This is a genomic window from Wujia chipingensis, assembly GCF_014337155.1.
In the GTDB taxonomy this organism is placed as follows: Bacteria; Bacillota; Clostridia; order Lachnospirales; family Lachnospiraceae; genus Coprococcus_C; species Coprococcus_C hominis.
In genome coordinates this window covers 1329321-1351818 of sequence record NZ_CP060632.1, presented here as the reverse complement: position 1 = coordinate 1351818, position 22498 = coordinate 1329321, and the positions used below count along the sequence as shown (strand labels likewise).

The window sequence follows — 22498 nt, the reverse complement described above, 5'->3', positions numbered from 1 at the left end:
TCGACGAAGGATGACGCGTATGGCAACACTTTTTACATCTGAATTAGAGGAAGGTATGGTTACACTGACCGACACCTACTCCAACAGTGGCAAGCTGATCGTACCGAAGGATACGGTGCTTACGAAGAGTATTATCCAGATGCTTTCTGGCAATGATGTTGTATTTGTTGATATCTCTGATATCGTGGAACCTATTGTTGAATCACAGGAAAACGATCTCTCCTCTGCGCTTGACACTGAGAAAATAAAAGAAAAACCACAATACAAAAAATTCGTCCATCGTTATGAGAAAAGCATCTCCGAAATGGGCGATCATTTAAACGATATTGTCTACAAGAATGCTCCGATTGACGTGGATATGATGCTTCAGAACACCATGACGACGATGAAAGCGTTAAATGACTCCCCTCTCAGCATCTTCACAATGCTTTCAACCATGAAAAACTATGATGATTCGACCTTTAACCATTCATTAAACGTCGCGCTCATCTGCAATATCTTCGCTGACTGGCTGAATCTGTCCGAAGATGACAAGAAACTCATCACCGCCTGCGGTCTGTTCCATGATGTAGGCAAGCTGCTGATTCCGGATGCGATATTGAAGAAGCCGGGCAGGCTCACGAAGGACGAGTTCGACATTATCAAAACCCATCCGGTCAAAGGGTATCAGCTGTTACAGAAGAACAAGCTCGATCCGCATATCCAGTATGCCGCCCTGATGCACCACGAGAAATGCGATGGCTCCGGCTACCCGATTGGCTTAAAAGGCAACCAGATTGACTGGTGTGCCCAGATCGTCACGATTGCAGACATCTACGAGGCTATGACAGCAAAACGCGTCTATCGCGGACCAATCAGTCCATTTAAAGTCATCAACATGTTCGAGGAAGACGGACTAAAAAAATACAATCCAAAATACCTGCTTACTTTCTTAGAACACGTGGTAAACAGCTATATGAATTGTAAAGTCCGTTTAAGCAACGGTGAGGAAGGTGACATTGTCTTTATCAACAAAGTCCGTCTCTCCAAACCGATGGTAAAAACAAAGAATAATTTTATCGATTTGTCGAAACAGACTGATATTAACATCGACAGTATATTATAAATGGGTATCTGCAAACAGATACCCATTTTTCTATCTCTCTTTATACTTCTACTTTGATATTTACTTCGTCCATTGCCTCCTGACGGAATCGTTCGATCTTGTCCGGGGTGATAGATGGAAGCTCGTCCATCGAAGAAACACCGAAACATCTTAAGAAATCCTCGGTTGTTCCAAACAGGATTGGTCGACCGACCGCATCCAGTCTTCCGACTTCGGTAATCAGATTGTATTCTACCAGACGATTGATTGCATGCACGCATGATACACCACGGATTGCTTCGATCTCCTGTCTTGTGACCGGCTGCTTATATGCCACGATGGAAAGTGTCTCCATCAGTGAATCCGTCAGACTATGCTTCTTCGGGATATTCACCAGACTGGATAAAATATCATAATATTCATTTTTCGTACAGAGCTGATATGCATTCTCCAGCTTAACAATCTTGATGCCGCGATCCTCTTCCTCGTAACGCACCATCATATCGTCCAGAATCTTCTGTACTGTCTTTCCGTCTATCTGCAGCACATCTGCCAGATCCTTCAGCTCAACTGCATCGCCCATGGAAAAAAGGATTGCCTCAATGGCAGCCTCTGTCTTTTTTACGCTTTCTTCCATCTATGTATCTTCCTCTCACTTTCCATCTCTTTGTCTCTATGCTTCCAGCGAATCGATAATGATATCTCCAAACAGCTCATCCTGCCGGATCGTGATATCGCCAACCTTCATCAGCTCTAAGATTGCCATAAAGGTTACGATGATATTAATCTTCGTCGCCTGAATCTCCAGCAGTGTCTTGAAATTAATACCCTTTAGTCCTCGGATGCTCGCCCGGATATCGTCCATCTTATCTTCGATCCGCACTTCGTCCTTCTCGATCGTTCCGAATTTACTACGCACCGGATCAACACGGTCAACCGTACGCTTCATCACCTGGGTAAATATCTCATTTAACTTCGCGAGTGTCACATCTCCGATCACCTCTGCCGGATCAATCTCCTCTTTGTATTCGAGGACTTCCTTCGGAATCGTCGCCGGCTTATAATAGTTCTTTCCGGCATCGAGGTTCATATCCTTCAGCTCGAGCGATGCGTATTTGTACATCTTGTATTCCAACAGACGACGCACAAGCTCGGCACGCGGATCCTCCTCTTCTTCCTCTTCCTTCTCCTCGCGTGGCAGTAACATCTTCGCCTTAATAGAAATCAATGTCGCTGCCATCACGAGAAATTCACTCATCACGTCCAGATTTTCCTCCTGCATACGATTCAGGTAATCCAGATACTGCTCGGTAATCTCGACGATTGGAATATCAAATATATTAAATTTGTTCTTATCGATCAGATGCAGCAGCAGGTCAAGCGGACCTTCAAACTGATTGATCTTGAATTCTAATTTTTCGTCCATACCCGGCTATTCTATCATCTTTTAGATAATAATGCAAACCATTCCGCCGTTCGAATCGTTGACGATTTTCTCCATCGTATCCTGTAATTTCTGCTGGCTTTCCTGCGTGATCTTGTTGACCTTCGCCGAAAGTCCATCCTCCACAAGCTGGCGCACCGTCTTACCAAATATATTCACGTCCCAGATATCGTCCTGCTTCTCCCCATCCTGATGGATATATGCGATCAGATCTTTCGCCTGTTCCTCGGAGCCGACGATCGGTGCAATCTCAGTCGTGATATTCGCCTTGATCAGATGGATGGACGGTGCCTGCGCCGTCAATTTCACGCCGAACTTGTTTCCGGACTTGATGATCTCCGGTTCACCCAGCCGGATATCGCCTGCATCTGGTGTTACCGAGCCATAGCCGGTCTTAAACGACTGCATCAGCGCAGTACTTACCTTCGCACACTGGGACTTTGTTGCAGCAAGCGACTTGACTGCTTTCATGAAATCGTATTCGTTCTGGATCGGTTCACCCATGATCTCAGAAAGCATTGCATAGTAATATTCCGGTTTTAATACAAGACGGATCTCGACAGAGCCATCTGCCAGGTTGAGTGCCTGCATCTCGATGGACTGCAGATATTCATCCTCGACAAACGCATAGTTCGTCGCATCCTTCATCAGATACATCTGACTAAAGATCTGGTTTGTCTTCTCCACGATTTTCTGTTTGATTGCATCCTTCATATCGAGTGCTTCCACCCATTTTGGGATATCAAACTTCACGCAGGTCACCGGGAAATCCAACAACAGTGCTTCAAAAATATGTACGACATCGGCTTTCCGCAGCTGGTCACAGTTGATCGGCAATACCCCGACACCATACTCTGCTTCCATCTGCTGTGCAAGCTCCAGTGTCTCCGGGCTGGCTGGCTTTCTCGTATTTAAGATCACGATAAACGGCTTGCCGAGCGTCTTTAACTCCTGAATCGTCTGTGTCTCCGGCTGTATGTACGCACTTCGGTCAAGCTCCGAGATTGTATCGTCACAGGTGACAACGATGCCGACGGTCGAATGGTCGTAGATGACCTTCTTTGTTCCAATCTCTGCCGCCTTTGTAAACGGGATATCATAGTCAAACCACGGTGTCTTCACAAGCCGTTCCTTGCCGTCCTCCTCGTGTCCCTCTGCGCCCTGTACCATGTATCCGACACAGTCAATCATGCGGCATTTGAAATGTACCCCATCCTCAAACAGCACTTCAACCGCTTCCTTCGGGATAAACTTTGGCTCGGTCGTCATCACGGTTTTTCCGGCAGCCGACTGAGGCAGCTCATCCATGGCACGCTTCCGATTATTATCATCCGCAATCGCCGGAAGCACCATCAGCTCCATAAATCGCTTGATAAAGGTCGATTTTCCTGTCCGCACCGGACCGACCACACCGATATAGATCTCGCCATTGGTTCGTGTTTCTATATCCTTATAAATGTTCATCCAAGCACTAGCCTCCTATATTCCTACCTGACTATGTTCAATAACTCAATATAATATATGTCCGGCTACATGATTTATTCCAAAAAAATAGAAGCCGTCCTCTGACAGCTTCTATTTCACTTCTTTATTGATATATGTCTCTAGGCCTGCTCATTGTCCCATGCAAGTCTTGTCGATTCAGAAGTACGGTTTCTGGTGAGTAGCATCTTCATACCCTCTTCTGCGTTTAAATCCTCAAACAACAACCGATTGACGACCGACACGATCGGCATCTCCACACCATATTTCTGGCTGAGTTTGTAAGCTGCCTTTGCAGAATACACGCCCTCAACAACCATCTGTACTTCATCCATTGCTTCCTTATAGGTCTTACCCTGTCCCATCAGGAATCCTGCCTTCCGGTTCCGGCTATGCTTGGATTCACAGGTCACGATCAGATCTCCAATTCCGGAAAGACCTGCAAATGTCTCAAGCTCACCGCCCATCGCAGTTCCAAGACGGATGATTTCCGCTATACCACGTGTGATGATCGCAGCCTTTGCATTGTCACCACAGCCAAGTCCATCGCCGACACCTGCCGCAAGCGCGATAACATTTTTCAGTGCCCCGCCAAGCTCAATACCGATCACATCCGGGCTCGCGTACACACGGAAGTAATCGTTCATAAATGCATCCTGGATCATAAGCGCGGTCTTCTCATCCTTCGCACCGGCAACCACGGTTGTCGGCATACGCTTTCCAACTTCCTCTGCATGGCTTGGACCGGATAAGACGCCAACCTTGCACTGTGGAATCTCTTCGTGTATTACCTCTGTCAGAGTCTTGAGGGATTCATCCTCAATTCCCTTCGATACATTTACAATTGTCTGTGCCCCTGTTATGTAAGGTGCGACACGTTTCGCCGTGCTTCTGATAAATGGCGATGGAACGACCATCACGAGAAGCTCTGCATCCTTGCACACCTCCTGCTCATCTGTCGTAAAACGCACCGAATCCGGCAGCTTCACGCCAGGCAGCTTCGTCAGATGTTCCCGTTTCGTGTCAAGCATCTCAATTTCCTTTTCGTCCACAGACCACACAGTAATATCATGTCCATTGTCTGATAACAGTACCGTCAACGCTGTACCCCAGCTTCCGGCACCCAATATACCGATCTTCATACGTTAACCCCCTTTATGAAACCGCTTTTTTCGCGCCTAATTTATTTTCCTCATGATGCAACAGCCGCACGATGTTCGCATGATGCCGCACGATCGCCATTCCGCAGATCACGGCTACCACGATCACGCTCTCCACCATCGCATGATACGATGGTGCACTCGCCAGATCAAAGCCGTATTTCCCATGGAATGCGAAGATCGCATACTCGATACAGAACATCGTCACGATGGTGATGGAACCAAGGGAGACATATCTGGTAATCGCTACGATCACAATAAACGCAATCAGACAACTGACGATAATCACAGGATCTAAGAAACCAACGATAATCCCAGCGGTTGTCGCAATTCCCTTTCCTCCCTTAAAATGCAGATAACAAGGGAAGTTATGTCCAAGCACTGTGCCAAGTCCGGCATAGGCAAGATACAGATACACCTCGTTTGGATACAAATGTCCGATCACAACATGCACGATCGCACTGATGATGATTGCCTTGAACAGATCGCCGATAAATACGATCAGTCCGGCTTTCTTTCCGAGTACCCGGAGGGCATTCGTTGTTCCAGCGTTGCCGCTTCCATGCTCTCTAATATCAATGCCTTTCATTCTTCCATAGATATACGATGTCTGAAGCAGTCCAAATGCATAGCCTGCCACCAGACAGATCACTCTCGCTAGTATCATGATTATTTTTCTTTCCTCTCCCGTATAATGAACTTCAGCGGCGTTCCCTTAAATCCAAACGCCTCCCGTATTTTATTCTCGATGTATCTCGTATAAGAAAAATGCATCAGTTCTTTATCATTGACAAAGATGACAAACGTCGGCGGCTTCACAGAAACCTGTGTGATATAGTAAAGTCTCAGGCGTTTACCCTTGTCTGAAGGTGGCTGGTTCAAAGCAACTGCCTCTGCCATGATCTCATTTAAGACACCAGTTGCCACACGAAGCGAATGGTTCTCGATAACCATGTCAATCGTCTCAAAAAGCTTCGGCAGACGCTGACCGGTCTCCGCAGAGATAAAGAGCAGTTCCGCATACGGCATATACGAAAGCTTCTCACGCACATCCTCGGTGAACTTCTTCATTGTCTTGTCATTCTTCTCGATTGCATCCCATTTATTGACGGCGATAATCATACCCTTGCCGCGCTCATGGGCGATACCTGCGATCTTCGTATCCTGATCGGTAATTCCCTCCGTTGCATCAATGACGAGCACTGCCACATTGCATCGCTCGACCGCTGATACGGTACGGATGATACTGTACCGCTCAATCTCTTCCTTGATCTTATTCTTCCGGCGCAGTCCCGCCGTATCAATAAACACATATTCTGTGCCATTCCGCTTGATCGTTGTATCGATCGCGTCACGCGTCGTACCGGCAATGTTCGATACAATCACACGATCCTCGCCGAGTAGCTTGTTGATGATGGATGATTTACCAACGTTTGGCTTTCCGATGATTGCAATACGTGGGCGCTCATCCTCCTCTTCCTTCAGTGCATTCTCGCCGAAATGCTTGACCACCTCGTCGAGCATATCGCCAAGTCCAAGCTGGGATGCCGCTGAGATCGGCTGTGGATCACCCAGTCCCAGATTGTAAAACTCGTATACATCCGGCATAAACTTCTCGAAGCTGTCCACTTTATTGACAACCAGCACGATTGGTTTCTTCGAACGGCGTAACATATCTGCAACCTTTCCGTCCGCATCGACAAGTCCCTGACGGACATCTGTCACAAATAGAATCACATCTGCGGTTTCAATCGCGATCTCCGCCTGCTCCCGCATACTCTTCAATATAATATCGTTGGATTCCGGCTCGATACCGCCCGTATCCACAATCGTAAAATTATAATTTAACCATGTCACATCGGCATAGATTCGATCTCTTGTAACACCTGGTGTATCCTGTACGATCGAGATACGATCGCCCGCCAGCGTGTTAAACAATGTAGATTTACCGACATTTGGTCTGCCGACAATGGCAACAACCGGTCTACTCATGTTCGTTCTCCATTTCTATCATTCTGTTAAATAATCCCACACCGCTTGATTGTACAATAATCACCGGTACTTGTAAAGCGTTTTGCAATTCCTCAACCGTCATATCATCGAGAAAAATCGGCTCATCCGCCTTCACAATCTGGCTTGGAAGGAATAACGCCTCTCCCAGATCCTTGCCCTGTAACTGCTTCACGATATCCTGTCCGGTCAGAAGTCCTGTCACCGTGATCTTCTCGCCGAAGAAATCATTCCGGATTGGGAAAACCTGCAGATCAAGCCCCGGTGCCGCCTGCTTGTATATCTCTGCAACCTGACAGACATAGTCATAGGCGATCAGTCCGGTTATCGTCGAGACCTTCCGTTTCCCAGCCCACGGCTTTCCGTCATGATCTTCGAGGTAGATATCCACGGCATCCTGTGCCTCTGTTAAAAACAGCCGCGTCATGCCAACACCATTTTCCAGCTGGATATAGCCGTCATAGCGGTCTTCCCCCGGCATATCATAACCTGCTGTGATATACCACTCATCACTCGCATGCACGAAATGCTCGCCAAACTTCTCCATCGCCTGCTGTTGGAAGCCCTCGATAATCGAGATGACTTCCCTCGCATCCTCCTTCGTGAAGCTCTCCAGCTGACAGAGCCCATCCCGGTACTTGGACAGTCCGACCGGTACGACCGACAGACTCTCGATCGTCGGTGCATAAGCGAGCAGATCCCCGATCGTCCGGCGCAATTCATCGCCATCGTTTAGCCCCTTGCAGAGCACAACCTGTGCATTCATCGGAATATCTGCATCGTAGAGCATCTGGATATAGTCCATGACCTTCCCGGCGAACCGGTTGTGCAGCATCTGACACCGGAGCTCCGGGTTCGTCGTATGCACGGAGATGTTGATTGGCGCTAACTTATAGTCGATGATTCTCTGGATATCCTTCTCCTTCATGTTCGTGAGCGTCACGTAATTTCCCTGCAAGAAAGACAGACGCGTATCGTCATCCTTGAAATAGATCGTCTCACGCATGCCCGGCGGATTCTGATCGATAAAACAAAATACGCACTTGTTGAAGCAGCTCCGGTATTCGTCCATCAGAGACTCCCCGAACTCCATGCCGAGATCTTCGTCGTAGTCTTTCTCGACCTCTAACAACCATTCCTCACCGTTCGCTTTCTCGATCAGCACTTCGAGGTATTCGTCGTTCACGATAAAGTCGTAGTCAAATATATCTTCAATTTCTTTGTCATTGATGGCAAGCAGAAAATCGCCTTCCTCGATTCCGAGTTCCTCCGCAATTCCACCTTCATCAACCTTTGTTATTTTATGTCGTTTCATATCTGTGTCCTAAATTTCTGTATTAAATGGATTGTATATTTCAATCCCGGCATTCCTCTGTTGATTCGCATAGCATAATCACGCCACCCAGATTGCCGCGTCTGCCACCGGATGCCCGATGGGAGAATAACAGTTCCGGATTGCAGCAAGTGCAGATATCCGGCAACGCAATATGCTCCGGCAACACACCTGCATCCGTAAAATTATAATAGCACGCCTGATGTAAATCAAGCTGATATTTACCATTTCCCTTGTCTTCTAATAGTATCTTCCGTTGTTCCTCTGTATATACGCCGCACGCATCTGCCACATCCTTGCTTACCTCGTAGCAGGCTTTGCAGATGGATGGTCCGATCGCGCAGATGATATCCTCCGGCTTAGAACCATAGAGTTCCTGCATCTTCTGTACGACTACCATACCGATACGCCCAACGGTGCCGCGCCATCCGGAATGTGCCGTCGCAATCACGCGCTGCACTGGATCGTACAGAAACAGCGGTACGCAGTCTGCATAGAACGTCATAAGCGGAATTCCAACCTCCTGCGTGATGAGTCCGTCAATCTCCGAGAAATCACGTTCCCGCACGATACCCTTTCCACAGTCGTCCTTCGTCACGATCCGCAGATTCGTCTTATGTACCTGATCCGAGAACACGAGCTTCGTGTAATCGTACCCGCACGCCTGCGCAAACCGTCTGTGATTCTCCATCACAGACGCTTCCTCATCGCCACGGGTAAAGCTCAGGTTCATACTTCCCAGATATCCCTTGCTCACACCGCCCAGTCGCGTCGAAAACCCGACCACGAGCTCCGGATATGCGTCAAATATTTTATACCGCAGCACCGGAACCGGGACGGATACACCCTCCACCTTCGCATTCTCGAAATACGTGTTGCGTTCCCGTAAGAAATGCAGATGTTCCTCTGCCCGCGTCACAAGTGCCTCTGGATTTATTTTCAGATCAAACTGTACTGGTTTCATTTATCTGTTCCTGTCTCTTCCTGTTTATTCTTATTGATTCCTGTTTTACGCTATCCTTTTCTATCATGCTTAAGCTTACCTTGTCATCACAAAATCAAACGCATTCTCAACATGCGTGATGGAATCTCCATTGATACCGATCACATCGAACCGGATCGGTGTATTTTCAATGCTTATTTTCTTCTGATTCAGGTAAAAAAGCGCAGTCTTCGAGATTTGCCGTATCTTCGCACGTGTGACTGCCTCTAAGGCATCCCCGCTTCTGCCATTCGCCCGGTATTTGACCTCAATGAACACGATACACATGCTGTCCCGCGCTATCAGGTCGATCTCGCCCTGCCGTACCCGGTAATTCTTCTCAATGATGAAATACCCTTTCTTCTTCAGGTATTCCGCGGCAAGCTTCTCCTTCTCCGTCCCGACCTGCCTTTTATTGTACGATCGTTTCTCCATAGCTATCCCCACTTATCTATTTCCCAAGCTTCGCGCGCAGCTTATCCATCCGGTCGACATAGACTAAGATCTCTGCCACGACGCCATACAGCTCCGGTGGGATACATTCACCGATATCCAGGTTCAACAGAGTGTTCGTAAGGTCGGTGTCCTTATAGAGCGGCACATCACTCTTCTTCGCCGTGTCAATGATGCGTTCCGCAATCACACCTTTTCCGGACGCAACAACCTGCGGTGCCTCATTTCCCGGCTCATAGACTAAGGCAACTGCCTTTTTCTTATCATCTTTTTTCTTTGTCTCTACATTAAAATTCTGTGCCATCTATTTTCCCTCTGTTTCATCCAATCCATGTCTCACACGTTTTTTCTACAGATTCCTGCACTTTGTACATTGCATTTTTCAGTTACATCCGCACATCAAACGAATACCGCTTCACGCTCTTCTCGATGTCGTCGCCGAACATCTCCTTTACCACGGCATTTTTCTCGGTATCCGGGTGCAACGTCGGCTCCCGCATGATTACCTCATTTGTCAGGGAATACCCATTCTCCGCAATCGCCTGTTCGAGCTGTGTCATATGTGCATCAATGATCTTCGCACTTTCCTCGTCTTCCACATAAAACTTCGTGTGAACTATCGTCCCGCGCAAAGACACATGCACATCTGTCGGTCCTAAATATTCCATATCCAGATGTAGCAGGGCGCTGACATCTTCCTTTTTCTCCTGCATTCTTTTTTTGTTCACATAGACGAACAGATCCGCATTTCTATCTCCGCCTTCCATACGCATCGGAATCTGCGCATATGGAAACAAATTACTTAAGTTCTGCAGGAAATCAATCCGCTCCTGCATGCCCTTCGCAGATTCGGACAAATGTTCTCCGGATGAGCCTGTATGGCTGCTCATCTGCTGCATCAGGCGGTCCATCTTCTCATAGATTCCTTTATACAGATCGGAGACCTCCTGTGGGTTCTGCATCTTCTCCGGATTCAGCGTGAACTTCTCTTTCACAGCTGCCGCTAACAACTCCTTCATGCCGTCCGATGTGAAAAACTCCTTCATTGTTTCGGCATTGATCATTGATTTATCCGCGGCGCCCGCCACAAGTGCCTGCAGATGATTCGCAAGCTGCATCGTCGTATCTGACTTTGCAAGTACCGTCTGTATCGTCTGTGCATCAAAATGCATATCCTGTAACTGCTTCGTAAGTCCGGTAAGCTGTTCTTCAGTCATGCCGAACTTCTCCGCATAGGTTGTCAGCTGCTCCGCGGATAATACAGGTGGATTGCCCGTCATGTCTGTGGCTTGCAGCTGGTCACCAGCGCTTACTGCTCCTTGCGCAAACAGCACATCACCTGTCGTCTGCTCTAACTCCTGCAGCATCGCGTCTGCATCGAGTACCGGAAGATCCTGTGCATCGGACAACACCTGCAGCATCTCCCGCATACTGTCCGGCTCGGACATATACGCCGTAAGTTCCTCGGTCATCCCGGACAACGCCTGCATCATCGCATGCTGGTTCGTCTGATACTGCTCGAAGCCTGCAATCGTCTGCTCCGTCACCGGAAGCTGCATCTTGTTCATGGATACAAGCGTCTGGATCGGCGTATCCGGGTATTTATATGCCTGCTGCAGTACCTTCTGCATGCTGGCACGATCGACCGGCATATTCTCATTTAACAGTGTCTCAGCGATCTGATAGTTCTTGTCCGACGGCGAGAGCTGGTTCTTTTCGAGCAGATCAAAGATCGTCTGATCCTTCATCGCCTGCATATCCGACGCAAGCGGCTGAATCATCACCGTGTTTTCGGAATTCTCCTTTACGAGAAACGCAATCGTATCACCCATATTGAGGTTCACCGCTTCCACCATCCGCGCCTGCAACATCATATTTCCATCCATCTGAATCGTCACCTGCGAACCATTCACATCGACGATCCGCCCCGTAAAGGTCTGCCCCTCCTGTGCCTGTGCCAGCGCAGCATTGCCAGACGCCGTCTGCGTATTGTTTGCAGCTACGTTTTCCGGTCTGGCATTTCCTATCGTACCGGTCTGATACCGATTGAATTGAAGATTTCCGTTATCTATATTCATACATATTCCTTAATATACGTTCTTCGATGGATCTCGCAAGGTCCAAGCTTATCAAGACCGGCATAATGCTTCGCACTGCCATAGCCCATGTTGCTTGCAAAATCATAGCCTGGATACACCTTATCATATTCTACCATCATACGGTCTCTTGTCACCTTTGCAACGATACTTGCCGCCGCAATACTTGCAGACAGCGTATCTCCCTTGATGATCGGCACCTGCTTGATATCGACCTCCGGGATACGCACCGCATCATTTAATAAAATATCCGGCTGTACCTTCAGATTCGCGATTGCCATGCGCATAGCCTCGTAAGTTGCCTGTAAGATGTTGATCTCGTCAATCCGTTTCTCTGAGACAACACCAATACCATAAGCAACTGCTTTCTCCCGGATAATATCGTATAAGATCTCCCGTTTCTTTCTTGGCACCTGCTTGGAATCATTCAGATGCAGAAGCATCTCATCCTCCGGCAGTATCACCGCACATGCCACAACCGGACCCGCAAGTGGTCCTCTGCCGACTTCATCTATCCCACATATATATCGGCTTCCCATCGCATGATACTTACGTTCAAACGCAAGCATTTTCTCGGAACGGACATATTCTGCCTCTAACTGCACCAGCTTCTTTTTCGTCTGCTCCACAAGTGTCTGCACCCCGCTTCGAGCATCGGTGCCATAGGTATGTATAAACTGCTGCAGCATCGGCTCATCATCTGGATCGAGTGCCTGATACGCCGCCTTGATCTCCTGTATCTTCATCGTTTCCTACTCCTTTGTTAAATGCAAAATAAGGACTGTGCATATACACAGTCCTATATTGTTATTTAATCAGTCCAAAGCTCTTAAATGGATAGATTCGCAGGACAACCTTCCCGACGATATCCTCCCGGCTGACATTTCCGACATCCGACCATCGGCTATCGATACTGTTGTTCCGGTTATCTCCAAGCACAAAGTACTCGTCCGAACCAAGATAAACATCCGAACCAGCTCGTCCATTGTTCAATATTGTCTCTTTGCCGTAATTCTCCTTGAGCAACTTGCCGTTAATATAGATATTTCCGTTCTGATCGATACGGACTGTCTCACCCGGCAGACCGATGATACGCTTGACATAAGTCGTGTTCTCATCATAGTTAAAGATCACGACATCAAACCGCTTCGGATCCCCAAATGTATACGACAGTTTATCTACCCACAGATTATCTTTATCCTCCAGTGTCGGATTCATCGAAGAACCATCGACCTTGGAACGACAACCTACAAAGTTCAGGATAAAATAACAGATCAGAACAACGATTCCGATATAGATGATCAGACTCAGAAGCTCCTTCACGATATTAACTTCTTCCGGTTTCTGTGTCTTTTTCTTCTTGCTTTTTCTCTTCTTTTTCTTTTTTAAGATCGGATTTCCTTCTGCGTCATATGCTTCAATCTCCGCAGCTTCCTCTTCCGCCTTTTTCTCGATATCCTCTGCCGTTTCTGTCTCCGGCTTTTTGTCCTCGGATGTTTTTGTTTCCTCTGTCACCGCTTCTGCAGCTTCCGTCTCTACGACATCCGCATTCTTTTTCTTCTTCATCATCTATAAACTCCCTATTCCGGTATCTCCTCCAACGTCATACGTCCCAGTCTGCCGCTTCGAAAATCATCGAATAAAATCGCCGCAGCCTTGTCAAGATCCGGTTCATTTCCTTTTAACAAACATAATCTTGCAACCGCAATCTGCTTCAATATCTCAAAATTCTCAGAATTCTGTATATCAATATCTATATTATACCTGTCTGTCAGAGCATTACAATAATTTATTTTTAAAAAATCTATGAATTTTAAGGCAAGCTCGCTTTTCGTCAGGATTTCATCGTTGATGGAACCGATATACGCCAACCGCAGGCCAACCTCCTGATCATCAAATTTTGGCCACAGAATACCAGGTGTATCAAGAAGCTCCACATCCTTGCCAATGCGAATCCACTGCTTTCCTTTCGTAACACCCGGCTTATTTCCGACCTTCGTGCACGATTTCTTCGCATAGGAATTGATAAATGTAGACTTGCCGACATTCGGAATTCCAACGATCATTGCACGGATTGGGCGGTTGATAATACCACGCTTCCGGTCACGCGCGATCTTCTCCTTACACGCTTCCCGGATCGTATCAGATACCGGCTTCATACCAGAATTCTTCCGGGAGTCCATACTGAGCACGAAGAATCCCTTCGCTTTAAAATACTCTTCCCATTTCGCGGTCTTTCTCGCATCTGCCATATCTGCTTTATTTAGAATCACCATGCGTGACTTGTTCGCAGCAAGATTATCAATATCCGGATTCTTGCTGGATAATGGTGCTCTTGCATCCAGCAGCTCGATCACAATATCAATCAGCTTTATATCTTCCTGCATCATACGCTTGGCTTTCGTCATATGTCCCGGATACCATTGAATATTCATCACTTATTTTACCTTTCCTTTATCGCTGCGCGGGAGAAGGATTGATACGACCTTTCCCTTTATCTCTGTCTTTGCTATATTTCCAACATTCGTATAACGGCTGTCCTCACTGTTATTCACATTGTCGCCCATCACGAAATACTCACTGTCCCCCAGTGTGATCTCATCCTCCGCCACACCGCTAATCTGAATCGTCATTGTAAATGGGACATCGCTGCGTCGTTCTCCATTGATATAGATATCGCCATTTGAGATACGGATCGTCTCGCCCGGTAGACCAACGACACGCTTGATGTCATAATATCCATCGCCATCCACGCGCGAATACGCAATCACATCATACCGCTTCACATCAGATACTTTATATACGATTTTATTGACCAGCACAACCTGTGAATCTGCCAGCGTCGGATTCATCGACGGTCCCACTACCGTCACCGTCTGAAATCCAAACGTCACAATCGCATATCCGACAATCACGGCAACAAACACAAGCAGTATCCAACGCCAAAATGAACGGAAAAACCGTTTGATCTTGGAATTTCGTTTTGATACATATCTCGATAGATTATGCTTATCGTAATAACTTTTTTGTCCTCTACGTCTCAATGCAATCCTCCAGAAAGATACTTCTCTTCATAATAGGAAACCCCCAGATTGAAATGAATCTGGGGGCAAGTTTCCATTGTCTCTGCAAGTATTACTTTACAAGTTCCTTAACCTTAGCCTTCTTACCAACACGATCACGTAAGTAGTTAAGTTTTGCACGTCTTACTTTACCTCTACGAATAACCTCGATCTTCTCGATCGTTGGGCTATGCAGTGGCCAAGTCTTCTCAACGCCAACGCCATTTGAATTCTTACGAACTGTGAATGTCTCACGGTTGCTTCCGCCCTGTCTCTTCAGTACAGTACCTTCAAATGCCTGAACTCTTTCTCTGTTACCCTCTTTAATCTTAGCGTATACCTTAATAGTATCACCTACGTTAAAGTCTGTAACATCCTGCTTCAACTGTGCTGTCTCAATGTTCTTGATGATTTCATTTGCACTTAATGCCATTTGTGTGACCTCCTAAATAATTTAGACGTTCTTAATGCGCATCTGCACCAGAGGACCATCCCTTTTTTCACAACCACATAACTATATCATAGGATAATTGTTCGCGCAAGTTATATTTTCATTTTTTTATAAAAAAATGTACGCAACGACTCAAATCCCAGTTCTTTTGCATGCAAGATCTGTTCCGTGCTGCCAATAAACAGGATTCCATCATCCGCAAGGGCACCGTGGAAATTCTCATATACCTGATCTTTCGCCTCGTCCGTGAAATAAATGACGACATTCCGGCAGACGATCATATGGATATGCTGGAAATACCGGTCCTTGAGCAGATTGTGCTTCTTGAATTCCACGCATTTCTTGATTTCCGGGCTGATTGCATAATGACTGTCATCCACCTTCTTGAAATGCTTGTCTAAGTATTTCTTCGGCAGATCGGACAGGCTCTTCGCCGGATAGACGCCCTCTTTTGCAAAGGCAAGTACATCCTCATCCAGATCGGTCGCAATGATACGGATCTTCGACAACGGAATATACTCTGACAGAATCATGGCGATCGTATATGGCTCGTCACCCGTGGAACATGCCGCACTCCAGATCGTTAAAGTATCTCCATATTTTTTTCGCAGATACGGAATGATCTCCTGATCAAAATTCATCCACTGCTGTGGATTCCGATAAAACTGAGACACATTAATCGTCAGATAACTAACAAAGGTACGAAGTAGACCTTCGTCCTGCTTCATACCTTTGTAAAAACTTTCAAATCCGTCAAACCCTTTGCGGGCGATCAGAGATTCTATTCTTCTTTTCATCTGGCGTTCTTTATAAAGGTCTAAGTTGATATCGGTCAGTTTATACACATCCCGCTTAAACTCTTCATATTGATATGCCATGCCTACTCCTCTTCAGAAGCCTCCTGTGCATCATCTAAGGCACGAATGCTCAGGCTGATCTTCTTCTCAGCAGCCTTGAAATCTACAACCTTTGCTGTGATCTCCTGACCTACCTTCAGAACATCCTCTGGCTTCTCTACACGCTCCTTAGAAATCTGGGAAACATGAAGGAGTCCATCTACACCTGGCTCAAGCTCTACGAATGCACCAAAGCTTGCAAAACGTACAACCTTACCTGTTACAACATTGCCGATTGCATACTTGTCAGCAGCCTTTACCCAAGGATTCTCATCCTCGAACTTCATGCTGAGGGCAATCTTCTCACCGTTGATATCCTTGATGAATGTCTTAACAACGTCGCCAACCTTAACAACGCTGCTTGGATCATTGACTCTGCCCCATGACATCTCAGAGATGTGAAGGAGTCCGTCTGCTCCGCCAAGATCGATGAATGCACCGAAAGATGTTACGTTCTTAACTGTTCCTTCTACTACATCGCCAACCTTGATATTCTCAAATAACTTCTTAGCAAGCTCTGCCTTCTTAGCAACAAGAAGCTGCTTTCTGTTACCGATCACTCTACGCTTCTTAGGGTTGAACTCTGTCAATACGAATTCAACATCCTGATCCTGATACTTTGTGAGATCCTTCTCAAATGTATCAGATACGAGGCTTGCAGGAATGAATACCTTGCACTCATTTACAACGACATTCAAACCGCCGTCAACAACCTGTGTTACCTTACCTGTAAGAACTTCACCGTTGTTGTATGCTTCCTCTAACTTGTCATAAGACTCATCTGCAGCAACTCTCTTGTATGAGAGGAGAACCTGTCCCTCGCCGTCGTTTGTCTTAATAACCTTAACCTTGATTGGATCTCCAACCTTTACAACAGTTGTAAGATCTAAGTTTGGAGTACTTGAGTACTCATTTCTGGTAACGATACCGTCAGCCTTGTACTGGATATCTACGATGATTTCCTCTGGCTTAACAGCGATAACCTTTCCTTCAACTACGCTTCCAACCCGAATCTTGTTACCATTCTCTTCGGACTGCTTCAACAATTCTTCAAAACTTAATTCTGACATACTGTCATGAACCTCCTTAATAATATAATTTGGGGTAGATGCCCCAGCTGTAATACCTACCCTCTTAGCGGATTCAATAACAGTTAAATCCAAGTCAACGAGTGTCTGAATATAGTAAGTATTTTCGCATTCTCTGCGACAGATCTCATACAGCTTCTGTGTATTCGAACTGCTCTTACCACCAATCACTATCATGGTATCAACATCAGCTGCAAGCGCTCTTGCTTCTCTCTGTCGTTCCTCGGTAGCATTACATATGGTATTATAAACAATGACATTATATCCTTTATTTCTAAAAAATTCAACTATATCTTTAAATTTTACGTCATTAAATGTCGTTTGCGCGACAATATACACATTTTTATCAAGAAAATCAAGCTTTTTTTTTGCCTGTTCCACGGAATTAACGATAATTGGCTCCCGGACACACCAGCCGCGGATGCCACATACTTCCGGATGATTTTCGTCTCCGACAATCACCACACAATGTCCCTGCTCAGTTTCCTCCTGTACAATACGGTGAATTTTTTTCACGAACGGACACGTTGCATCGACGATTTCAAACCCAAGCTGTTCCAGCTTTTTATAGGCATCCCGCCCGATGCCATGTGATCGGATCACGATTTCTTTTGCATCGTCCTCTCTGCCGTCATGGGCAAGCATGGCATCAATATCTTCTTCCGAAAGCACATGCACACCCTTTCGTTCCAGATCAGAAACAACCTCCTCATTATGAATGATCGGACCATAGGTATAAACCTTTTTTGCATTTCCGACCTGATCGTAGACGAGATTCACCGCCCGCTTGACGCCGAAACAAAAGCCTGCAGATTTTGCAATCTTTATCTCTCTCATAAATGCAGATCTCCTATCCTTTTCCTACTGTGGAATCCTGCGAATGATCTCTGCCACAACTTCGTCAATCGTAAGCGCGGAAGAATCCAGATAATACGCATCCTCCGCCTGCGTAAGCGGTGCAATCTCCCGGTGCATATCCTGATAATCTCTTGCCTCGATATCACGCTTGATTTCTTCCAGATCCGCCGGCATATGTTTCTCCACAAGTTCCTTGTACCGTCTGTCGGCTCTTGTATCCACCGATGCAGTCAGATAGATTTTCAGTTCCGCATTTGGCAATACAAATGTACCGATATCTCTGCCATCCATCACGACATCCTGTGTGGCTGCAAGATTTCTCTGCAGGTCTAACAGCTTATCACGGACTGCCTGCTTGGTTGCCACCTTCGATGCCATGTTGCCGACTGCCTCCTGGCGGATCTTCTTCGATACATTTTTACCATTCAGATATACCTGCTGTTCGCCAGCCTCATATTTAATCTCAACCTGAATCGCTGCGAGTGCCTCAAGCACAGCGGCTGCATTCTCTGCATCAACACCCTCATTCATAAAATACAGACCGATTGCTCGATACATCGCACCGGTATCCACATAGATATAGCCTTTTTCCTTTGCTACCCGACGTGCGATTGTGCTTTTTCCGGCGCCTGCCGGTCCATCAATTGCAATATTCATATTCTTTGTTCCTCCAAATAGATTTCTATATTATTCTGAAAGCAGCACCGTTGCAGCAGTCGCCCATGCAATCTGCAAATTAAATCCGCCAGTCAGTGCATCAACATCCAGCACCTCGCCGATAAAATAAAGTCCCGGAATCTGTTTTGCTTCCATCGTCTTCGGATTGATCTCCTTCACGCTCACGCCACCTCTGGTGATGATTGCTTCCTCATAGCCGCGCGTGCCTACCACATGCAGCGTAAGCTTCTTCATACAAGCAATGAGTCGTTCCCGTTCTTCCTTCGTTACAGCGTTCACCTGCTTAAACGGATCAATCTCCGCAAGCTCTATCATAACTGGAATCAGCTTCTTTGGCAACAGTTCATCGAGTGCATTGCGCACCTGTTTGTTCTTCGCCGCGTCGAAATCCCGCAGGATACGTGCGTCAAGCTGTTCTATTGTAAGTGCCGGTTTCAGGTCGATTTCTACCCAGATTGGTTCCCCTTTCGCTTTGCCTGTATACGCCGATGCGGAAAGCACAAGTGGTCCGCTGATACCGAAATGCGTAAACAGCATCTCGCCTTGCTCCTGATACAAAAGCTTGTCTTTATTTTTCTTTTTTGTATAGCACGACAATGTGACGTTCCGAAGCGAAAGTCCCATCAGATCCCGACAGAAATCCTCCTCGATTTCAAATGGCACAAGCGATGGCTGGCATTCTGTCACCTGCAGTCCAAGATCTCTGGCAAACTGTAAGCCATCTCCAGTCGAACCGGTTCGCTCATAGGAAAGTCCTCCAGTAGCCACAATCACCGCATCAAAATGTTCCTGCTTTTGCAGTCCCTTCTCGTCCTTCACGCAAATGCCTGTCACACGCATCTGATTCTGCATCCGGTCATGCACCGGTTCCGTCAGGATTCTCGTTACCGTATGGTGCAGACGAACCGTTACCTTTCGCTTATTTAACGCCTGCTCGAGCGTTTTTATCACATCCGAAGAATGATCCGATGCCGGGAATACCCGGTTTCCGCGTTCAGTCTTTAATTCCAGTCCATTTTGCTCAAAAAACTGCATCACATCCTGTGCATTACAATTATAAAATGCACTATACAAAAACTTTGGATTTGTCACCACATGTTTCATCAGCTCTTCCACTTCACAATTGTTTGTCAGATTGCATCTGCCTTTTCCTGTGATGAACAGCTTCTTGCCAAGTTTTTCATTTTTTTCATATATTGTCACGGAGTGCCCTGCCTGTGCAAGCATAACTGCTGCATACATACCGGCAGCGCCTCCACCTATGATAGCTGCTCGCATTATCTCTCAAACCTCTTCAAATCCGACTTTTTCATGATAATCAGCAACGGCTCGTCCGCCTTTAATGGCGTATCCGGATCCATAGCGATATTGAATTCATCATTCTGGATCACAGCGACAACATTGATTTTATATTCTTTTCTAAGATTCAGCTCCCGCAGATTCTTACCAACCCACTCCGCACGTGGAAGAATCTCCACAAGGCTCGTGCTGTCCGACAGGTCAAAATAATCGACAAGATGTTCTGAGATCAGTTTGTGCGACAGACGGATTCCGGATTCTTTCTCCGGAAAAACAACCTGGTCTGCGCCAACCCGCTTCAGGATTTTCTCCATCATCTCATCCTTTGCCTTTGCAATTACCTTTGGCACGCCAAGTTCCTTTGCAGACATCACGCACATAATGCTGGAATCTAAGCTGTCAGCCATCGCCACAACTACCGCATCCATGTTCGAGATACCTGCCTCTCTTAGTGCATCCATATCACAGACATCCAGACTCATGGCACAAGTCACACTGTCCGCAATCTCATTTATAATTTCTGGATTTCCATCGATTGCAAGCACATCCGCGCCGTTTTTATACAATTCTGTTGCAATGCTTTTCCCATACCGTCCAAGACCGATAACCGCGATCGATTTATTCATATATTTCATTCCTCCTACCCTACAATAATTTCCGCATCCGCATATTTTACAGAGTTGTGGTTTGTCGCACGCTGTCCGAAGAACATGAACATCGTGATTGGTCCCACTCTGCCAAGATACATACATACTATGATAATCACTTTTCCAATCACATTCAGCCCCGGAGTCACGTCCCGTGACAACCCGACTGTTGCGATTGCACTTGTCACTTCGAAGACACCATCCGACAGGGAAAGTGGATTTGTCGCCAGAAGCAGAACAGAAAACAAAATCAATGTGCCAAAACCGATAACTGTCACAGCCAGCGACCGACGGACGATAGATGTCGGGATTGTTTTTTTAAATGCGACCGTCTCTTTGCGTCCCTGTACTACAGCCAAAACTGCAAACACAAGTGTCGCAGCCGTCATCGTCTTGATGCCACCGGCAGTTCCGACCGGCGAACCACCAACAAACATGATTACACAACTCACAAGTACCGTCGGCTCTGTCAATCCTTTCTGGCTGATTGATGCAAATCCAGCTGTTCGGAGTGTCACAGACTGAAAAAATGCATTGAGCATTTTCTTTCCAAGTGACATATTTCCGAGCGTGAGCGGGTTGTTACATTCAAATAGAAATGTGACAACCATGCCGGATAAAATCAATGCAAATGTCATCATCAATATGATTTTTGTATGTGTATTGAATCGACGCCAGATATCACGGGCCGGTATCTTTTTTGCACGCACGTTTGAAAGCACATCTACCACATCCCACCAGACAACGAATCCAAGTCCACCACAGATGATCAGAAACGACGACGTGAGCAGTACAAGCGGGGAATCCGCATACGTCATCAGACTGTCCGGTCCAATGATATCGATTCCTGCATTGCAAAACGCTGAAATCGCATTGAATACAGAATACCAGATTCCATGAGCCACACCAAACTGTGGGATAAACGCAAACATATATAAGACCGCGCCTAACATCTCCACAATCACAGTTCCTTTGATCACTCGTTTTATAAATACAACCATGCCCTGCATCGTACTTAATCCAAAAGCATCCTGAATCATCATACGATTGCGCAAGGAGAATTTTCGATTCATAAGCAGCATAACAAATGACGTCAATGCCACAATCCCAAGTCCCCCGAGCTGTATCAGCGCGAGAATTACAATCTTACCAAATAATGTCCAATACGAAAAGGTCGGAACAACTACAAGCCCCGTCACGCAGACGGAGGTTGTCGCAGTAAATAACGCCGTCAGAAAATCGGATTTTCCCGACACCGTCGCAACCGGAAGCGTCAGCAAAACCGCGCCGGTCAGAATCGCAAGCAGAAAGCCAAGCAATATCTTTGATGTCGTCCGCATCTGCCGCCTTAATTTCTTTTCATTTTTTTCCGCTACATCCATATTTTTTCTCCACACTTATATCTTTTATTGCAGGTAATTGCGAAACACGTAATTGTATATCGCAATTACCTGCTCTATATTATGAAAGAATAA

General features: G+C 46.4%; 23 protein-coding genes. 1 reads left to right on the top strand and 22 read right to left on the bottom strand.

Annotated features, from left to right (window positions below):
• Positions 1 to 19 precede the first annotated feature (19 nt).
• Positions 20 to 1105 (top strand): HD-GYP domain-containing protein, encoded by a 1086-nt coding sequence (locus H9Q76_RS06290; protein ID WP_181985472.1) that lies wholly within the window; start codon positions 20 to 22, stop codon positions 1103 to 1105.
• 40 nt (positions 1106 to 1145) lie between these two features.
• On the opposite strand, the gene scpB is transcribed toward H9Q76_RS06290, so the two are convergent.
• The 22 genes from scpB to H9Q76_RS06180 form a co-directional block, all read right to left on the bottom strand.
• The gene (gene scpB / locus H9Q76_RS06285) at positions 1146 to 1721 is read right to left on the bottom strand and encodes an SMC-Scp complex subunit ScpB (protein WP_021985596.1); all 576 of its coding nucleotides are present in this window, start codon (positions 1719 to 1721) and stop codon (positions 1146 to 1148) included.
• 36 nt (positions 1722 to 1757) lie between these two features.
• The gene (locus H9Q76_RS06280) at positions 1758 to 2510 is read right to left on the bottom strand and encodes a segregation and condensation protein A (RefSeq protein WP_021985597.1); all 753 of its coding nucleotides are present in this window, start codon (positions 2508 to 2510) and stop codon (positions 1758 to 1760) included.
• Between the two features lie 21 nt (positions 2511 to 2531).
• Complete coding sequence (spoIVA, locus tag H9Q76_RS06275; protein WP_021985598.1) at positions 2532 to 3992, bottom strand: stage IV sporulation protein A; 1461 nt, start codon at positions 3990 to 3992, stop codon at positions 2532 to 2534.
• A 140-nt stretch (positions 3993 to 4132) separates the two neighbouring features.
• Positions 4133 to 5152, bottom strand: coding sequence for an NAD(P)H-dependent glycerol-3-phosphate dehydrogenase (locus H9Q76_RS06270; RefSeq protein ID WP_021985599.1), 1020 nt, complete (start codon positions 5150 to 5152; stop codon positions 4133 to 4135).
• A gap of 13 nt (positions 5153 to 5165) precedes the next feature.
• Complete coding sequence (gene plsY, locus H9Q76_RS06265) at positions 5166 to 5837, bottom strand: glycerol-3-phosphate 1-O-acyltransferase PlsY (RefSeq protein ID WP_021985600.1); 672 nt, start codon at positions 5835 to 5837, stop codon at positions 5166 to 5168.
• A 2-nt stretch (positions 5838 to 5839) separates the two neighbouring features.
• Positions 5840 to 7162, bottom strand: coding sequence for a ribosome biogenesis GTPase Der (der, locus tag H9Q76_RS06260; protein ID WP_021985601.1), 1323 nt, complete (start codon positions 7160 to 7162; stop codon positions 5840 to 5842).
• Positions 7155 to 8495: a DUF512 domain-containing protein gene (locus H9Q76_RS06255; RefSeq protein ID WP_021985602.1), complete on the bottom strand. Its 1341-nt coding sequence runs from the start codon at positions 8493 to 8495 to the stop codon at positions 7155 to 7157. Before H9Q76_RS06255 ends, der begins: the two co-directional genes overlap by 8 nt.
• A gap of 40 nt (positions 8496 to 8535) precedes the next feature.
• Positions 8536 to 9477 carry a peptidoglycan editing factor PgeF gene (pgeF, locus tag H9Q76_RS06250; protein ID WP_021985603.1) on the bottom strand — a complete coding sequence of 314 codons (942 nt, stop codon included), beginning with the start codon at positions 9475 to 9477 and terminating at the stop codon, positions 8536 to 8538.
• 75 nt (positions 9478 to 9552) lie between these two features.
• Positions 9553 to 9930, bottom strand: a complete 378-nt coding sequence (locus tag H9Q76_RS06245) for a YraN family protein (protein ID WP_117780188.1) — start codon at positions 9928 to 9930, stop codon at positions 9553 to 9555.
• 16 nt (positions 9931 to 9946) lie between these two features.
• Positions 9947 to 10252 carry an EscU/YscU/HrcU family type III secretion system export apparatus switch protein gene (locus H9Q76_RS06240; protein WP_021985605.1) on the bottom strand — a complete coding sequence of 102 codons (306 nt, stop codon included), beginning with the start codon at positions 10250 to 10252 and terminating at the stop codon, positions 9947 to 9949.
• Between the two features lie 82 nt (positions 10253 to 10334).
• Entirely contained in the window at positions 10335 to 12026 is a 1692-nt protein-coding gene (fliK, locus tag H9Q76_RS06235) for a flagellar hook-length control protein FliK (RefSeq protein WP_249321843.1), read from the bottom strand.
• On the bottom strand, positions 12023 to 12790 hold the full coding sequence (locus tag H9Q76_RS06230) for a ribonuclease HII (RefSeq protein ID WP_249321842.1): 768 nt from the start codon (positions 12788 to 12790) through the stop codon (positions 12023 to 12025). The genes fliK and H9Q76_RS06230 overlap by 4 nt, the downstream gene beginning before the upstream one ends.
• Before the next feature lie 61 nt (positions 12791 to 12851).
• Positions 12852 to 13613: a signal peptidase I gene (gene lepB, locus H9Q76_RS06225; protein ID WP_330594807.1), complete on the bottom strand. Its 762-nt coding sequence runs from the start codon at positions 13611 to 13613 to the stop codon at positions 12852 to 12854.
• An 11-nt stretch (positions 13614 to 13624) separates the two neighbouring features.
• Positions 13625 to 14479, bottom strand: a complete 855-nt coding sequence (gene ylqF, locus H9Q76_RS06220) for a ribosome biogenesis GTPase YlqF (RefSeq protein ID WP_117780239.1) — start codon at positions 14477 to 14479, stop codon at positions 13625 to 13627.
• A 3-nt stretch (positions 14480 to 14482) separates the two neighbouring features.
• Positions 14483 to 15088 (bottom strand): signal peptidase I, encoded by a 606-nt coding sequence (lepB, locus tag H9Q76_RS06215; RefSeq protein ID WP_021985610.1) that lies wholly within the window; start codon positions 15086 to 15088, stop codon positions 14483 to 14485.
• A gap of 91 nt (positions 15089 to 15179) precedes the next feature.
• The gene (gene rplS / locus H9Q76_RS06210; protein WP_021985611.1) at positions 15180 to 15539 is read right to left on the bottom strand and encodes a 50S ribosomal protein L19; all 360 of its coding nucleotides are present in this window, start codon (positions 15537 to 15539) and stop codon (positions 15180 to 15182) included.
• A 110-nt stretch (positions 15540 to 15649) separates the two neighbouring features.
• On the bottom strand, positions 15650 to 16435 hold the full coding sequence (locus H9Q76_RS06205; RefSeq protein ID WP_118545035.1) for a CheR family methyltransferase: 786 nt from the start codon (positions 16433 to 16435) through the stop codon (positions 15650 to 15652).
• Between the two features lie 2 nt (positions 16436 to 16437).
• Complete coding sequence (locus tag H9Q76_RS06200) at positions 16438 to 18378, bottom strand: bifunctional 4-hydroxy-3-methylbut-2-enyl diphosphate reductase/30S ribosomal protein S1 (protein WP_021985613.1); 1941 nt, start codon at positions 18376 to 18378, stop codon at positions 16438 to 16440.
• Positions 18379 to 18402: 24 nt separating this feature from the next.
• Positions 18403 to 19056, bottom strand: a complete 654-nt coding sequence (gene cmk / locus H9Q76_RS06195) for a (d)CMP kinase (protein WP_118373583.1) — start codon at positions 19054 to 19056, stop codon at positions 18403 to 18405.
• Positions 19057 to 19086: 30 nt separating this feature from the next.
• Positions 19087 to 20355 carry a BaiN/RdsA family NAD(P)/FAD-dependent oxidoreductase gene (locus tag H9Q76_RS06190; protein ID WP_249321841.1) on the bottom strand — a complete coding sequence of 423 codons (1269 nt, stop codon included), beginning with the start codon at positions 20353 to 20355 and terminating at the stop codon, positions 19087 to 19089.
• Positions 20355 to 21002 (bottom strand): potassium channel family protein, encoded by a 648-nt coding sequence (locus H9Q76_RS06185; RefSeq protein ID WP_181985471.1) that lies wholly within the window; start codon positions 21000 to 21002, stop codon positions 20355 to 20357. The genes H9Q76_RS06190 and H9Q76_RS06185 overlap by 1 nt, the downstream gene beginning before the upstream one ends.
• 14 nt (positions 21003 to 21016) lie before the next feature.
• A complete protein-coding gene (locus tag H9Q76_RS06180; RefSeq protein WP_117780196.1) occupies positions 21017 to 22405 on the bottom strand; it encodes a TrkH family potassium uptake protein in 1389 nt (462 codons plus the stop codon).
• Positions 22406 to 22498 lie beyond the last annotated feature (93 nt).

Bases quoted from the DNA above. Each gene is read 5' to 3' on its own strand.
- rplS (WP_021985611.1), bottom strand. From the start codon at position 15,539: ATGGCATTAAGTGCAAATGAAATCATCAAGAACATTGAGACAGCACAG.
- H9Q76_RS06245 (WP_117780188.1), bottom strand. From the start codon at position 9,930: ATGGAGAAACGATCGTACAATAAAAGGCAGGTCGGGACGGAGAAGGAG.
- der (WP_021985601.1), bottom strand. From the start codon at position 7,162: ATGAGTAGACCGGTTGTTGCCATTGTCGGCAGACCAAATGTCGGTAAA.
- H9Q76_RS06180 (WP_117780196.1), bottom strand. From the start codon at position 22,405: ATGGATGTAGCGGAAAAAAATGAAAAGAAATTAAGGCGGCAGATGCGG.
- H9Q76_RS06255 (WP_021985602.1), bottom strand. From the start codon at position 8,495: ATGAAACGACATAAAATAACAAAGGTTGATGAAGGTGGAATTGCGGAG.
- ylqF (WP_117780239.1), bottom strand. From the start codon at position 14,479: ATGAATATTCAATGGTATCCGGGACATATGACGAAAGCCAAGCGTATG.
- H9Q76_RS06185 (WP_181985471.1), bottom strand. From the start codon at position 21,002: ATGAATAAATCGATCGCGGTTATCGGTCTTGGACGGTATGGGAAAAGC.
- pgeF (WP_021985603.1), bottom strand. From the start codon at position 9,477: ATGAAACCAGTACAGTTTGATCTGAAAATAAATCCAGAGGCACTTGTG.
- spoIVA (WP_021985598.1), bottom strand. From the start codon at position 3,992: ATGAACATTTATAAGGATATAGAAACACGAACCAATGGCGAGATCTAT.
- plsY (WP_021985600.1), bottom strand. From the start codon at position 5,837: ATGATACTAGCGAGAGTGATCTGTCTGGTGGCAGGCTATGCATTTGGA.
- H9Q76_RS06200 (WP_021985613.1), bottom strand. From the start codon at position 18,378: ATGAGAGAGATAAAGATTGCAAAATCTGCAGGCTTTTGTTTCGGCGTC.
- H9Q76_RS06190 (WP_249321841.1), bottom strand. From the start codon at position 20,355: ATGCGAGCAGCTATCATAGGTGGAGGCGCTGCCGGTATGTATGCAGCA.
- H9Q76_RS06270 (WP_021985599.1), bottom strand. From the start codon at position 5,152: ATGAAGATCGGTATATTGGGTGCCGGAAGCTGGGGTACAGCGTTGACG.
- lepB (WP_330594807.1), bottom strand. From the start codon at position 13,613: ATGATGAAGAAGAAAAAGAATGCGGATGTCGTAGAGACGGAAGCTGCA.
- fliK (WP_249321843.1), bottom strand. From the start codon at position 12,026: ATGAATATAGATAACGGAAATCTTCAATTCAATCGGTATCAGACCGGT.
- cmk (WP_118373583.1), bottom strand. From the start codon at position 19,056: ATGAATATTGCAATTGATGGACCGGCAGGCGCCGGAAAAAGCACAATC.
- H9Q76_RS06230 (WP_249321842.1), bottom strand. From the start codon at position 12,790: ATGAAGATACAGGAGATCAAGGCGGCGTATCAGGCACTCGATCCAGAT.
- H9Q76_RS06280 (WP_021985597.1), bottom strand. From the start codon at position 2,510: ATGGACGAAAAATTAGAATTCAAGATCAATCAGTTTGAAGGTCCGCTT.
- H9Q76_RS06205 (WP_118545035.1), bottom strand. From the start codon at position 16,435: ATGGCATATCAATATGAAGAGTTTAAGCGGGATGTGTATAAACTGACC.
- H9Q76_RS06290 (WP_181985472.1), top strand. From the start codon at position 20: ATGGCAACACTTTTTACATCTGAATTAGAGGAAGGTATGGTTACACTG.
- scpB (WP_021985596.1), bottom strand. From the start codon at position 1,721: ATGGAAGAAAGCGTAAAAAAGACAGAGGCTGCCATTGAGGCAATCCTT.
- H9Q76_RS06240 (WP_021985605.1), bottom strand. From the start codon at position 10,252: ATGGCACAGAATTTTAATGTAGAGACAAAGAAAAAAGATGATAAGAAA.